Here is a 15,478-nt window from a genome sequence, read left to right as displayed (position 1 = left end):
TCACTTAGTTTATATAGGAAAAAAGAAATAATTACAACATTATATAGCGTAACATGGAAATATTACCAAGAGAACACCTCTCACGAAATGAATCCGCTTACCAATTATTTTTTGTGTATTTATACAACTTCAGGATGAGAGGACACCGCTGGGTACTCCTCATGATGATATATACTTTCATCACACTCCCTGTTTTTCAGCGAGACGTCTCTTTTCAATCTCCAGCGCCTGCTGCTGGAGTGAAGACTCCGATTCTTCACGTCTGTCCTGTGCAACTTCCGCCACTTCAGAATCCCTCGCGTAAAGATTGAACAGCTGCGACTTTTCATCCAGCAGTTCCATCATGCTCACATCTATGCTGTCTTCAGTCAGCAGTCTGTAGACCACCACATTACGGGATTGACCCATGCGGTATGCCCGGCTTATCGCCTGTTCCTCCGTAGACGGCTTCCACTGGGGTTCGCATAAAATGATGATACTGGCAGCCTGGATATTCAGCCCCACACCACCTGCAGTAATCTGAGATACCAGCACCGCTCCAGGTTCCGCTGCTGTAAAGTCATCGATGATATGCTGTCTTTCGGCATTGGGTATATCTCCTGTGATTGCGGGGAATGACGGCCCAGTCAAACGGTCCTGGACAACATCGATCACATCCCTGAAGAATGAGAACACCAGTACCTTGTGACCATTTTCCTTTGCCTCGCCGCAAATATCCAAGAGAGATTCAAGTTTGGGAGACGCTTCAGGACTGCCACCTGCCCATGCCGCACGCCGCATCTTCATCATGTTTCCAGATGCGACTGCACCATCATATATCTTCTGTTCCGCTTCACTGAATTCAGACCACCGTTCGATCACTTCAAGCTCAGGCAGCTCACCCAGTACATCTTCCCGGTTACGGCGCAGATAGACCGGTGCAATCTCCCGCTTGAATTTCCTTGGCTCAAGCAGATGCAGTTCGTTTGATAGTCTGGCAGCTACACCCGGCTGCAGCACACTCAAGAGCTGCTTCATCTCACCCAGCTGGTTTTCAAGAGGAGTGCCGCTCATATATAGGCCGTATTCCGCCCGCTCCGACAGCTCATATACACTCCGGGACCGCTTCGCCCCGGGATTTTTGACAAAATGTGCCTCGTCCACGATCAGCATATCCAGTTTTTCAATCTTCTCCTTTTCCATGCGTCGTGTATGGCTGAAAGTCGTAATCAGCACTCCCGCATGATCCAGCCAGGCATCAAATGCTTCGTCCCTGCCTTTCCCATGGAAAATGTAAGTATTGATATCCGAAAACTTTGTCACTTCCCGCTTCCAATTAGCAACAACGCTGAGCGGACAGACGACAATCGAATATGGTTTTCCTTCCCGGCTCAAATGATTGATTGCCGCAAGTGCCTGAATCGTCTTCCCGAGCCCCATCTCATCTCCAAGTAGTATCCTTTTATTGGAAAGGATATATTTCGCGCCAAACTCCTGGTAATGTCGCAGGGTCAAATTCTTCAGACCTGCCTTATCCAACGGAAAGGCATTCACCGACTCCACGATTTCAGATGGTATGTCATCCGCCATCTTTTTCCGTGTATAACCGGTCACATTCTCGATTTCAGTATAGTATTTGATGTTATTGGATATGAAGTCCTCCCGGAGAAATTCGTCGCTGACATCAAATCGGACGACCGCATCATACCTCTCCCTGATATCACCAAGCTTCACAGAAAGATCACTTTCATTCACAGCTTCGATTTCCCGGGAAATTTTCTGTCTTTCCTCCCTGGGCTGGAAGAGTCCCATGAAGAAATTCCGCTGTTCCTTAATGACTTCAAACTGTCCGGTGAACCTTTGCTTCAACTGATCGATCTCTTCCAATAAATGCTCGCTGTCGATGAGGATCCGCTGCTTAGAATAGATGGCCCTCAGCACTTCGTAATCCAGATTTGACAGATTGTCCGGGTTGATCCTTCCCTGTACCCGGGCATGGACGGATTGAGCTATCCTTGAGACCGCATCAGCCAGAGGATAGGCGGACTTCTTCCCCACGCCACGGATTTGCATGAACTGTTCCGGCGTATAGTTGGCCACATCATGGATGGATTTGAAACCGGCATCGATCAGGTTGTTGATCGGCATACCCTTCTCAATCGTTGAAATCGTATCGATATGCATCCCTTGCAGCTTATCCCGCGCAATAATCATTTTGACTTGCTGCCACAGTCCGCTGATTATCGGATTGAAATAATCCTCATCATACTTCCTTAGTTCTGCCGTTTTCGATTCAAGCTCTTTTTCAATTTTTATGACATCTTTTTTATTGTTGATCATAGTGCCCTCGCGAAATTTGTCCTGCTTATCCTGCGGAATATTTGGATTTAAAATTCACTTTATGAAAAGCTATTCCACTTCAATGACATTCAGCTCGTATATGAACTCTTCATCGAAGCTGATGTTGATGTAGTTCGCTCCGTCCACCGCCGGAATATATGCCGGTGCATCTTCAATTTCCATCGTCTCCATGAATTCGCTGCCTCTGTAGTAGCTGATTGATGCGGGTACGGTAATGGCATAACTTGCTGATGGGTCATATTCCAGCGCCTCGGTTACAGCATGATCCTCTTCCTCGACAAAATTGCCATTTTCATCGATGACTTCACCCCGCATCAGGTTCTCCTCCGCAAGGAATTCCTGGCCGAACATGATCTGCCCCGAGAGGTTCTCCTCGACAAGCCTGCCCCTTCCGACAAATTCTTCAGGTGTCGTATTCACTTCCTCGCCCTTGGCGGCCCCTTCCATTGCGGCATCATAAAATTCAAGCTCATCCGACCTCACCTTTTCGACACTGATGATCACCCGGTCCGCTTCGGGCACCTTTTCTATGATCTTGGGGCCGCCGTGGCCATAGCTGTTGGTCTTGATGAACTCCTCCCCGTAATAATAGGAAACATATGATGCCACTGTAACTGTATAATCCTTTTCCGGATCATAATCGATGTAATCCGATCGCATCATATGGTTACGGGGATCATCCTCACCCTTGTAGTTTATCCAGTATCCATCTTTGAAAGAGGTCCCGCCCAGAAGATCCTCCGGAGGCTTTTCCTCACTCTCTTCCGGATTACCGTCACCTTCGATGTTGTCATCCTCCGGCTCGCCAGAAGAGTCAGCCATCGCTTCCGATTCCTCTGAAGATTCCTCCTCTGATGTATTATTTTCTGCGCTGTCCTCTTCAGATGTCTCATTGCGGGTTGCATTCTCATCCTCTGACTGCTGCTCCTGATTACATCCAACGATGATGATGCCACTCAGTATTACAAATAATAAGAGTCTCATCCTTTTCACCCCTGCCCCTAAACATGCTTTAAATCAATCATACAATATTATAAGATGAATCTGAATATTTAATTAAATTATATTGTTGGCGACTGCCCTTGGCCCTGGTGAAATTTCCAGTCATTTTTTCAAAACTGACGTGTCCCAAAGTAGACACCGTGATCTGTTCAGGTTTCATAGAGAAACTGTTTTCCCTTTATATTTACTGTATCCACCTACAGTATAACATGCGCCACACATAAAAAAGCCCGAACACCGGACGGCATTCGGAACACATTCACAACAGCTGTTAATGCCCTTGATCACGCATCAAACAGGATCGCATTCAATTTCAGGGGCTCTATATATTCACCGGATTTATAGACACGCATATTGCCGCCGGAAATCTCATCGATCAGCAGCACTTCACCGGTTTCATCATCCCGTCCGAACTCCAATTTGATATCGTACAGATCAAGACCCCGCTGTGCCAGTTCATCTTTGACGACTTCGCTGATCTTCACAGTCAGTTCCGCAATCTCCCCGTACTCACCCGGTTTCAATATACCGAGGGTTTCCAGGGCAGCTTCATTGATCAGCGGATCCTGACGCTCGTCATCCTTCAAAGTCATTTCCACATAGGCCGGCAGTTCCCCACCCTCTTCAATATAATCACCATAACGGCGGGTGAAGCTGCCCACAGCTTTGAAACGGCAGATGACCTCCAGCCCTTCCCCGAACACAGATACTTTTCTAACCCGCATTTCACGCGCTTCAATATCCGCATCCACATAATGGGTCGGAATACCCGCAGCATTCAGTTTCTCAAAGAAGAAACTCGTCATCTGAAGTCCCGCTTTCCCGGAACCCTCAACCTGGAGTCCAACCTGATTCTCGCCCGGATCGAACACACCATCCTTGCCGGTCATATCATCTTTAAAGTACAGTACAATCTGCCTGTCATCATCCTGATATACATCCTTGGTCTTGCCTTTATAAATCAACTCCATATGTATCCACCCCATTCAGTTAGTTAATTTTCATTTTAACAGAGTGACGAGGGCCTTACCTGTAAAATAAAAAATTCCAATCTACTGTTATAGAAACGCTAGTTTCCAAACATACTAAGCCTCAGCATTTTCGAATAAGCCGTTTATGTGGCATGAACTTAGCAAACAGCCTGACCGCACACTCTGAAACCAGTGGACTCAATATTCCTGGAATGTCTATTTAGGGCCATCCGTTCCAACGTCTTTTCACTCACATGACTACTAATCAGCGTCTGTAACAGTTGATTTGGGAGTTTTTCTCTGTACAATTTTCCATGATATAAATATCCCTTTCTTTAAGAAATATACAAAAATCATGCACCTTACCCAATATGTTCTTTACTGGGCGCTTAATACGTACATTACTAGGTAAAAATGCAAGTTTTTTGTGTTTATGCCAATATTATCAACACTTAGAGTCAGTTTTATCAAATCGAAATTATGACATATAGTATCAAGTTCAAAAACCTAAACTTTTAAGCTAATCTCTATGAAGAGAAAGGAAAATTATAAAATACATGACGGTTTGTCAATTTAAGTGCAACAGTTCTTCCTGAAACGCTTCGTGTGTTGTTTTCCATCCCAAGCATTTTCTGGGTCTCTGATTGATCAGAGACAGCGCCTTGCGAACGGATTCATCTGAAATCAGTGCAAGATCTGTGCGCTTGGGAAAGAATTCCCGGAGCAGGCCATTGGCATTTTCATTACTGCCCCGTTGCCACGAGGCATAGGGATCAGCGAAATAGACTGAAATCCCCAATGTCTGTTCCAGTGTTTTATAACACGCGAATTCTTTGCCCCGATCGACGGTTGCCGTCCGGAAGGCACCAGCAGGCAACTGATGATGCAGTGTGCTTACCGCCTGTGCCATGGCGCCGGCGGAACGGTCTTTCATTTTCAGCGCGACATACCACCGGGTTTTCCGTTCGACAAAGGTAGCCAGGCAGCCCTTACTTTTGCCCCGGCTGGAAACGACCGTATCGAGTTCCCAATGGCCAAACGTGTTCCGTTTTCTGATCGATTTCGGCCGCTTGCGAATGGAAGTGCCGATATTGAACCGCCTCCGTGTCTCTTTGGGTTTCTGCCGCTTGCCTTTGTGCCGCAGTCACCAGGTGTCTGTTTCAGGCAACAGTCTCTGGTAGAGCCACCGGTAGATGGTTTTGAAGCTAAGCTTACCTTGAAAGCACCGGCCGATGATCTGTTCCGGCGACCAGGTGGCCGCCAGTTTTTCCGACAGGATCATCGCCAATTCCGGTGTCCATTTGCCGATCCGACCGCAGTGTGTTCTGCGTTCCTGATAGATGGATTCTGCTTTCTCAGCGCTATATTGGCGCCCGGCGGCATTGCGTCTGATTTCTCGGGAGACGGTGTATACATGCCGTCCGATGCGCCGGGCAATGGCCCGCATGGACAGCCCGGCAGACCGCAGCGTTTCTATGCGTGTCCGTTCGAATGTGGTAAGATGTTGATGGCTCATGACAGTCCCTCCGTGTCGGTGTTAGGTGTGGTTATCTACATTCTACACGAAACTGTCATGGGTGTTTTTTATACCATTTTTTCAGGTGTTGCACTTAATATTACAATTCGTCATTTAATAAAACTCCTATGTATTTTAAAGTTATTATTTGTCGTTTAATATCCATTCATATTGCAATATGAGATACCGAAATGTCTGCGTTCAATTGAGCTTCCAAACGATGATATAGTAGCTGCGTTTGAAGATATTAGCATATAACAATTTCCCTTTATAGATTGCTTCGGGCTTGTTTACACTTTGAGTTCAGTAGTATCAGCACCATCACACTATTTATTTAGGGTCACCCCAAAAAGGTCATTTATAGTTCTTTGATTTCGACCAGGTACACAAGCATCAGAACTCAAAAAGGAATATATTTCTTCATTGGAAATCCACTTGTAATTAATTGTTTCATCTTCTTGTAAAACAATGCTGTCCTTTGGAATATCCACATGAGCAATAAAAGAGACGAAAATGGTATTGTATTCTTCAAAAATATAGATGTTCCGTTTTTCTAAGCTCGTTATTCTAATACCTGTCTCCTCCAGTGTCTCTCTTTTAGCAGCATCAGTCGGGTCTTCATCTTTTAAAACACTCCCACCTGCTGATACTTCATAAAAACCGGGGTACGACGCTTTATTATAATCTCTCTTCATGGCTAAAAAGTTCCCATCTAGATTGATTACTATCACTTCTGAAACCAAATGAAATACATCATCAGGAATGTTCTCTCCTCTAGTTAAATCAAAATTCAACTTTTTTAACTTACTGTCGTAAGCATCCCATTTCTCCATAGTAATAACTCGTTCCTTTGAAAAATTTCTAAAAATTAAGATTAATTTGTTATACTCATACTATACCAAATAATTACATATACTGAAATGAACCATAAACGTAATGAATATACCGGAGGCGATTAAACGAATGGAGATCAGACAGTTGAAATTTGAAAGAAGACAGGGACTTCTGGTAAATTTGAAGTAATTGTCATTGAAAATAATATTATTGAGGCTGAGCTATATATAAGTAATATCATTGTTAGCCTATATTTTATGAATTTCTCCTATTATGTAAAATTCTTATCCTGAGTTTTCCCTTAAAACTAAAAATAATACAAAAAGAAACCTTATGAACATTGTTTTCATAAGGTTTCTTCTTTATTTATCGTTATTCCCACTCAATGAAGATCTCCAATTCCCCCTCTACAGGGGTTAACAAAAATCCTTTTAAATCAACCTTTCTCAATCATTTCCTTAAGAAAAATTCCAATGCTATTTGCCCTTTTATTGCCCTGAAATTCATTTATTTTAAACTGTCATAGTCAGGTTTTAATGTAAATGCTTTAATTAAATTACTACGAAAAAAAGTAATATCAACACATATAAACTCATCTTCAATGATTTTATTTTTAAGACCTTCCCCAAGATCCTCAGCGACACTCTCAGCCTTTTCCATTCTTTCATGAATATTTTGTCCATCATGAAAGCTGACAATATCTGATATTACTGCATTTGTATCTTCGCCCTCTGTAAACTCAAAATCAATTGTAAATTTTACAATCTCCTTTTTCTTTGCCAATATTCACACCACCAAATAATTTATTTATATAAATGTATTATTGAATTGCTATAGTTGTTACCCGATACTACAAACTTCTTATTTATCATTTGAATATATTAATCAGAATGATATAATATAAGTAACAAAAATCAGTTTCATGGTGTTATTGAACCCCCATTCTATGCTAGTAGATTGGGGGTTTTTTGATGTGTCAGTTCTACACCTTCCTTGCTATCAGCAAAGAATTGAACTGGTTGATGGTAATAATTTTAGCATAATTTTTGATTCACTTCTTTAAAGACAAGTTGTTCATTTACGATAGAACCGGATTATTTCTCTAAAAAATCTTCTCAGTACAAATTTTCTAACACTTCCATTGATTGATCTAAGTTTTAATTAAATGATTACATACACACAAAGCCTACCTTCATAAAACTTCTTCTTTGGCATGATCTTATCAAACACCCTAATCACACACTTGGAAACCAGCGTAATCAATATCTCTGTAATGTCTATTTAGGGTCTACCATAAATAGACGTTAATAACATAACATCAAAAAATATAAATATAATTGATAGGAAAAAGATAGTTGCGATTGTGTATCAATTAGAATGAGAGGCTTGACAATAATGCTAGATATTTTTAATATATGACTATATATAGATATACCAATATTAATATTAGACCTACTTAAATAGGGAGAGGTGAGTAATCATAAAAGACATGGAAGAAAACGAAACAGTGGTTAATCATAAAGATCTTGATGAAGAAACTTTATTTGTTGTTTCCCAGACTTTTAAAGCATTAAGTGACCCGACGCGAATCAGAATACTAAATTTGCTGTTTCTTAAAGAATATTCCGTAAATGATATCGCTGAAAACTTACATTTAAGACAATCTACTGTCTCCCACCAATTACGGTTTTTGAAGAATTTACGCTTGGTCAAATATAGAAGAGCGGGGACGACTCTATATTATTCCCATGACGATGCACATGTAATGAACATGTTGAAAGAAACAATTGATCACGCTTGTCATCACTGACCAAAGAAATATGAAAGAACTATATATATAAATCGATTTAATATATCGATCTGCAAATATTCAGAGGAGGGGATTGGATGAGTCAGGAGCATGACCATACACATGGTGCGAACAAAAAGACCTTGATGATCAGTTTCATAATTATCACAGTTTATATGATTATTGAAGCAATTGGAGGATTCCTGACAAATAGTCTCGCCTTACTAGCTGATGCGGGACATATGTTAAGTGATTCAATTTCGCTGGGTGTGGGATTGTTGGCTTTTATACTTGGAGAAAAAGCGGCCGATTATAGTAAAACATATGGATACAAACGATTTGAAATTCTTGCAGCAGTATTTAATGGCGTTACTCTGGTACTGATTGCTATCTACATTTTTTATGAGGCATATCAACGTTTTGCGAATCCACCTGAAGTGGCCTCTACTGGCATGTTGATAATTGCTACCATTGGGTTATTGGTAAATATACTTGTAGCATGGCTCCTCATGCGAGGAGGAGATACAAAGGAAAACTTGAACATACGTGCAGCATTTTTACATGTGCTGGGCGATCTGCTTGGTTCAGTAGGAGCCATTATTGCGGCGCTGATGATCATCTTCTTCAACTGGGGTTGGGCAGATCCGTTGGCGAGTGTGATTGTTGCAGTGCTTGTATTGATAAGCGGATGGCGTGTGACAAAAGATTCCATTCATGTACTGATGGAAGGCACACCCAAAAATGTTGAGATCGATGCAGTGATTAGAACCATAGAGCGCATTCCCGGTGTAAATAACATGCATGACTTGCATGTATGGAGTATAACAAGTGGTCAAAATGCACTCTCGTGCCATGTGGTAGTGGATGGCACCATTCCTATTCAGGAAAGCGAAGAAATACTGAGAACAATTGAACAAAAGTTGGAAGACGAGAATATTGGGCATGCAACTATTCAGATGGAAAGTGAAAATCATCCTCATAAAAATTCTGTAATGTGCAAGGATGAAAATCCGGAGCATGAACATTAAACAGTAGAATATATTGGATTGTAAAAAAGCTGTCATTATATTCTGGCAGCTTTTTTAGCACGTTTCATTACCATATATTTGACGATTTCATTACAACTTTTATAGCAAACATTGTATTAATTGTTTAAGTGATATCATTGCTATATAAAATATGATAGTTTGAACAGGAGAATGATACATGTTTGATTTGAGAATAATATTTATGGTTACAGTGGCCACACTGTTATTCGTTGCGATTCCATTTGAAGAAGCCAGTGGTCACTCTGTTTTAGAATCAGCTGATCCAAAAAGTGGAGAAAAGCTTGAAGAAAGTGTAGACACAATGGAACTCTCTTTTAGTACAAAAATTGAAAATGCAAGCACCCTTTCTCTTATTAATGAAAATGATCAAGAGATTCAACCTTCTAAAATTGCTATAGAAGGTAATGTTATGAAAGTAACATTTGAAGATTTTCTTGACCCGGGAACCTATAAGGTAAATTGGAGAATAATTGGAAGTGATGGACATGTGATTGAGAATAACTATATTTTTTCAATCTCCAAGAATAAGATGAGTCAGAATGATTCTGAAGAAAATAAAGACGGTATTGGTACAGCCCCGAAGAAAGATAACCAGAACAGTGATAGCACCAGAATAGAAAATAAATCTAATAATCAAGCAGCAGAATCAAAAGATACATCTAATGAAGAAACAAAGAATATGGAGGAACAAGATTCTTTAAGTATAGTAATAATAATTTTTCTTCTTATGTCAGGTATTATATTGATTATTTGGATATTCGCGGATAAGCGGAAGAAATCGGAGGGGCGTTGAATTGCTTTTAGTTTCCTTGACTGAATTTATATTATATATCTGTTTCTCGGTTCTCATCGGTTCCTTGGTTTTATACATGGTCCCGAGAGATAAAAAGACAACTTTGTACATACCCAAAAAGTTACTGTATTTAACGGCTGTTTCCATACCCATAGCCGCCTTTTTCCCAATTTTTCAAACTGCTTACTTACTATCAGCGGATCTGAGTCTTTGGTTTACTTTGAAAACTGTAGTATTAACCTTTGAAATAGGAAAGTCATGGTTATTTATTAGTTTTATTGCTGTTATACTTCTCTTTGTTTTAAGAGCAAATCACTTTACGATAAAACCGCATTTAAAAATATGGGCGCTGACGCTGACTTTGATGATGTTGTTGGGTTATACATATTCTGCTCATGCTTCGACTATTACTGAATGGCGAGGCTTTATTGTGCATACACTTCATTTTCTCTCAACTACCATATGGATAGGAATCCTTTTTGTAATCGGCTGGTTTTCTAAAGATAAACAAAATTGGTCTTCATTTTTGAAGTGGTTTACTCCCGTTGCAATAATATGTCTGACAATGGCAATTGTCACAGGTTACTTTACAATGGAGATTGATATTGATTCATATGATGATGTAAATGCTTCTGTTTTGCAGGAATATCAAAACAGTCTTATAGTGAATTATGGCCAAGCGTTGATTTTAAAGCATGTGTTTATTATTTCACTTGTAATATTCGCTTTAATTAATGGAATCTTGTTTAGGAAGAATCATAATCGCAATTCATTCAACCCTTTGAAATGGGTGAAATTAGAAAGTGTTTATGCCCTAATTGTCTTCGGTATAACAGCATTTATGGGACAATCATGGCCGCCTCATCAAATTTATAGTCTAATAAAAGCAGAGGGGGCTTCTCCCCTGTTCAACTTATTTTACAATGGAGATATTGTAAATACCATTCAAAATGCTGAACAGAAGGACATATTTAACGTCACTATGTTATTTGGTTTAGAAAACTACCTGCTGTTTGCTTTAGGTTTGTTATTTTTATTACTGACTATATACTCGGCTGTACGAAAGAAGTCTGTCTTCGCTTCTACGTTCTCCTCTTTCCTAATGTCTGTATCCATTTATCTTGGGATTATTTTAGGTGTGCAATAGGTGCAGTAAGATAAGTCGATGTATAAGTAAAGGAGGTGCCATTTCAATTCAATGGCACCTCTTTTAATAATGAGTGCCTATATATCTATGACACCTGCAATAACCGATATCACAATGACTATGGTAGCAATTACGATAAATTTAAATGTAAAGGATTTGTTTCTTTCCATTAAAACATCTGTCTATTTTTATTTAAAGAGATCATAGAACAAAAAACAATCACTTTGACAAGAGTAATCAAAGTGATTGTGTATTAGGAGTAGATTTAATTAAGGTTTGAAAATAGATCTTTTTAATTATTATATAGTTCAGATATAACCCCTTAAGAGATAAGCGAAATCAAAGCATTAAATGTACCGTTCTCAAACATAATATAAATTCCTAATCCTATAAAAACGATGGGAACAATCCAACGTTTATATTTCTCGATTTTATCAGAGACAAAATCCAACGAAGCCAATCGATAGCTGATTAGACATAGAACACCGACCATTATCAGAAAAACAATAATGGCAACAATGATTTCCATCATATTCAAGGTCGTGAAATATGGTATATAGATAGAAAAATCATCCGCACTGGAAGCCAGTACAATGAAAGTAACTGTTATGAATAATTGGTTGAACCTGCCTGAAGAGAAAAGGGAGAGAATATTACCTTCATCTTCATCCTCTTCACCTTTGACCCATATTTTTATACCCAGGTAGAGTGGTAGCAATCCAAGCAGGCCGATCATCCATTGTTGAGGAATAAAATTGGCTACTCCCAATGCGACCAGAAGACTTGCGCCTATAATAATGACTGTCCCTATATATTGTCCAATCCAAATATGTTTTATTTGATTACTCTTTTTGATTTGCGAAAACAGAAGAATCAATATAACGAGGTAGTCGATTCCTGTCGCTACATAGACGGCAGCAGCTGTGAATGCCGTTACAATCATTGTTCCATCTCCAATTTTTTGACATCAGTCCTTGTATTTATCCGGGAAGAACTCAACTCTGATTCATCTTCCTCCACGCGCATGAGTCTCATACCATTGAGCGCAACTACCAATGTCGCACCCATATCCGAGAGAATTGCGATCCAAAGTGTCAGCCACCCCGGGATGACCAGCAACAGAGCAATCAGTTTGATGCCAATGGCAAAAGCGATATTCGCTTTGATGATGTTCAATGTTTTGCGGCTGAGTTTAATGGTAAAGGGCAGTTTCTTCAGGTCATCGCCCATTAAAGCGACATCTGCTGTTTCAAGGGCAGTATCTGTCCCGGCACCGCCCATGGCGATACCCACAGTAGAAGCTGCCAATGCTGGCGCATCATTGACCCCATCACCGACCATTCCCACATGGTTATATTCAGTTTTTAATTGCTTGATTACATTCAATTTATCCTGTGGGAGCAATTCCGATTGAACATCTGTGACACCGACATGTTTACCAATCGCATTGGCAGTACTATGATTATCCCCCGTAAGCATGACTGTTTTTTTGATGCCTGCCTGATGCAGTTTCTGAAGTACTCCTTTACTTGATTCGCGTACTTCATCCGCGACTGCAATGAGTGCCTGAACGGTGTTTTCTGTCCCTGCAATCATGACCGTTTTTCCTTGTTCCTGAAGTGTTTTGACATCTCTTTCGATTGTATTACTGAAATTGGATGCCTGTATCTCTTTAAACAATGCCGGGCTGCCAATGTAATACATCTCTCCATTGACTTTGCCTCGTATTCCTTTACCTGTAATGGAAGAAAAGTCTTCGACAGATATATCAGCATAAGGCACATTGTTGCTGTCCGCTTTCTTTATGATGGCTGATGCCAATGGATGCTGGGAACGATCTTCCAACGCCGTGATGACTGACAGCATTTCTTTTTCATCAGTTGCATTGTCGATTAAACGATAATCGGTTACAACCGGGACGCCTTTTGTGAGTGTGCCGGTCTTATCAAATGCAATGGCTTTTAATCCACCCATTTCTTCGAGATAGACGCCGCCTTTTATAAGGATTCCTTTCTTGGCAGCATTTCCGATTGCTGAAACAATCGATATCGGTGTGGAAATCACCAATGCACATGGGCAACCTACAACAAGGACTGCCAATCCTTGATACACCCAAGTCGACCAACTGGCACCGAAGAATAACGGGGGTACAATCGCCACCAGCACTGCGACACCCATAATGATGGGTGTATAATATTTTGCGAATTTATCAATGAATGCCTGGGCAGGAGCACGTTCACCCTGTGCTTCTTCTACCAGATGAATGATTTTGGCAATGGTCGTATCTTCAACCAATTTAGTGATTTTGACTTCCAGTAGGCCTTCTTCGTTCAGTGTCCCTGCAAACACCTCATCATCGAGGGATTTTTCAACCGGCACCGATTCACCTGTGATTGCTGCCTGGTTGATTGCAGAGTAGCCATTGACAATTACACCGTCCATGGCAATTTTCTGTCCCGGCTTAACAATCATGATATCGCCCACTGCAATATCATTGACGTGAACCGTCATTTCCTGCCCGTTGCGTTTGATAAGTGCCTCTTTGGGGGCAATATCCATCAATGAACTGATGGATTGCCTTGCCCGATCCATCGAGAAACGCTCCAACGCTTCGCTGATGGCAAACAGGATTACGACAATGGCGACCTCGGCCCATTCTCCGATGATGACACCGCCAATCACTGCGACGGTCATCAAAGTTCGCATATCAAATTCCAACCGGACTAAATTCTGTAGACCCGTTTTCAGCATTGAAGTTCCACCAACGAGCATGGAAGTGATGAATAGCAACGGCGTAAGAATATTGTCATTGCCATTCACAAACATGGAAATAAAACCGAAAGCGATAAATAGTAGCGAATAGAGCAGAGTACTGTGTTTTTTATAAAACGGAATAAGGGCTTCCTTTTCTGATTTGTCCTCTCTATTGTCTTCTTGAACATTCTCAGGTGACACTTTGAGATTTTCAAATGCCCCTGCTTTTTCCAATTCTTCAACTGTTGCCGACCCATAAACAGAAATTTTCGACGCACCGAAATTCACTTTTGCATCTTGAACATCTGGTAAGTTCTTTACATTCCCCTCAAATTTCCCGGCACAATTTGCACAAGAAAACCCTTGGACACGGTAGACATTCTTTTCTTTATTAATCTCTGGCTGCGCTTGACGTCTAGGCTTTTCAGGCGACACTTTTAAATTTTCAAATGCACCTGCTTTTTCCAATTCTTCAACTGTTGCCGATCCATAAACTGAGATTTTGGATGCACCAAAATTCACTTTCGCATCTTGAACATCTGACAGTTGCTTCACATTCTTCTCGAATTTTCCTGCGCAATTTGCACAGGAAAACCCTTGCACGCGATAAATGTTCTTCTCTTCCTTAGTCAGTTCTGCAATGCTATCAGACATTGGTCATCACTTCTTTCCTGTGTGTTAAAGCGATTATCATTATCTCTTTGATATGTTGATCTTCCAAAGAATAGAAAGCGAGTTTGCCCTCTTTTCTAAAGGTAACCACCCCTTGTTTATAAAGAGTCCGTAAATGATGGGATGCATTGGCGACAGTGATACCCAGGATATTTGCGATATCACACACACATAATTCCTCATCCTGGCATAAGGCATAGGTGATTTTTGCCCTGTTTACATCGGCAATGGATTTCAACATCTCCGAAACACCAGAAATATCAACAGTTTCTATATCTTCCTGAATTCGATTCACCTTTTCCTCATCATAACAAAAAATTTCACAAGCCTCTGTCTTATTCATAATCCACCTCTTCATTCAAATTTTAACTTGAATAAAGTATAAACTTTATATCTTTATCATTCAAGTCAATACTTTATTGAAGAGAAAAAGATGAGACATTCTAGCGTTACAGAAAAGCCCTCAATATCCTCAGCCCATTATTGAATTTCTGATTTAAAATGCGATCCAATTGCAGAATGAACAAACTCAAATGTCATAGAAAGTTCTCATGCATTGGTATAAATTATATAATCACTCCATTCATGTCTGATAGAATGACTGTGAATGG

Annotated in this window: 12 protein-coding genes and 1 pseudogene; 4 read left to right on the top strand and 9 right to left on the bottom strand. The window is 40.6% G+C overall.

Annotated features, from left to right (window positions below; genetic code table 11):
- Window positions 1–180 precede the first annotated feature (180 nt).
- From WN59_RS06895 to WN59_RS06870, 6 genes and pseudogenes are all read right to left on the bottom strand, one after another.
- Entirely contained in the window at window positions 181–2,319 is a 2,139-nt protein-coding gene (locus WN59_RS06895) for a DEAD/DEAH box helicase (protein ID WP_052747325.1), read from the bottom strand.
- Window positions 2,320–2,388: 69 nt separating this feature from the next.
- Window positions 2,389–3,324 (bottom strand): hypothetical protein, encoded by a 936-nt coding sequence (locus tag WN59_RS06890; protein ID WP_046514836.1) that lies wholly within the window; start codon window positions 3,322–3,324, stop codon window positions 2,389–2,391.
- Between the two features lie 302 nt (window positions 3,325–3,626).
- A complete protein-coding gene (locus WN59_RS06885; RefSeq protein WP_017547395.1) occupies window positions 3,627–4,313 on the bottom strand; it encodes a phosphoribosylaminoimidazolesuccinocarboxamide synthase in 687 nt (228 codons plus the stop codon).
- A gap of 568 nt (window positions 4,314–4,881) precedes the next feature.
- A pseudogene (locus WN59_RS06880) lies at window positions 4,882–5,829 on the bottom strand (IS30 family transposase).
- A 326-nt stretch (window positions 5,830–6,155) separates the two neighbouring features.
- Entirely contained in the window at window positions 6,156–6,662 is a 507-nt protein-coding gene (locus WN59_RS06875; RefSeq protein ID WP_046514832.1) for an NUDIX hydrolase, read from the bottom strand.
- A 508-nt stretch (window positions 6,663–7,170) separates the two neighbouring features.
- Window positions 7,171–7,446 carry a hypothetical protein gene (locus WN59_RS06870; RefSeq protein WP_046514829.1) on the bottom strand — a complete coding sequence of 92 codons (276 nt, stop codon included), beginning with the start codon at window positions 7,444–7,446 and terminating at the stop codon, window positions 7,171–7,173.
- A gap of 706 nt (window positions 7,447–8,152) precedes the next feature.
- Between WN59_RS06870 and WN59_RS13540 the strand changes: the two genes are divergently transcribed.
- From WN59_RS13540 to WN59_RS06855, 4 genes are all read left to right on the top strand, one after another.
- On the top strand, window positions 8,153–8,473 hold the full coding sequence (locus WN59_RS13540; RefSeq protein WP_026867173.1) for an ArsR/SmtB family transcription factor: 321 nt from the start codon (window positions 8,153–8,155) through the stop codon (window positions 8,471–8,473).
- Between the two features lie 77 nt (window positions 8,474–8,550).
- Window positions 8,551–9,480 carry a cation diffusion facilitator family transporter gene (locus WN59_RS06865; RefSeq protein ID WP_026867174.1) on the top strand — a complete coding sequence of 310 codons (930 nt, stop codon included), beginning with the start codon at window positions 8,551–8,553 and terminating at the stop codon, window positions 9,478–9,480.
- A 178-nt stretch (window positions 9,481–9,658) separates the two neighbouring features.
- Window positions 9,659–10,294 carry a copper resistance CopC family protein gene (locus tag WN59_RS06860; protein WP_046514820.1) on the top strand — a complete coding sequence of 212 codons (636 nt, stop codon included), beginning with the start codon at window positions 9,659–9,661 and terminating at the stop codon, window positions 10,292–10,294.
- Between the two features lie 76 nt (window positions 10,295–10,370).
- Window positions 10,371–11,441, top strand: coding sequence for a copper resistance D family protein (locus WN59_RS06855; RefSeq protein WP_156172409.1), 1,071 nt, complete (start codon window positions 10,371–10,373; stop codon window positions 11,439–11,441).
- Between the two features lie 322 nt (window positions 11,442–11,763).
- Here WN59_RS06855 and WN59_RS06850 read toward each other — a convergent pair whose 3' ends face one another.
- The 3 genes from WN59_RS06850 to WN59_RS06840 are packed head-to-tail and all read right to left on the bottom strand — an operon-like array spanning window position 11,764 to window position 15,210.
- Entirely contained in the window at window positions 11,764–12,384 is a 621-nt protein-coding gene (locus tag WN59_RS06850; protein WP_046514812.1) for a CadD family cadmium resistance transporter, read from the bottom strand.
- Window positions 12,381–14,849 carry a heavy metal translocating P-type ATPase gene (locus tag WN59_RS06845; RefSeq protein WP_046514809.1) on the bottom strand — a complete coding sequence of 823 codons (2,469 nt, stop codon included), beginning with the start codon at window positions 14,847–14,849 and terminating at the stop codon, window positions 12,381–12,383. The genes WN59_RS06850 and WN59_RS06845 overlap by 4 nt, the downstream gene beginning before the upstream one ends.
- A complete protein-coding gene (locus WN59_RS06840) occupies window positions 14,842–15,210 on the bottom strand; it encodes an ArsR/SmtB family transcription factor (RefSeq protein WP_046514804.1) in 369 nt (122 codons plus the stop codon). Before WN59_RS06840 ends, WN59_RS06845 begins: the two co-directional genes overlap by 8 nt.
- Window positions 15,211–15,478: the final 268 nt, after the last annotated feature.

The organism is Salinicoccus sediminis (assembly GCF_000986795.1).
In the GTDB taxonomy this organism is placed as follows: Bacteria; Bacillota; Bacilli; order Staphylococcales; family Salinicoccaceae; genus Salinicoccus; species Salinicoccus sediminis.
The sequence above is the reverse complement of the archived record's forward strand: the minus strand, read 5'-3'. Positions and strand labels throughout refer to the sequence as shown.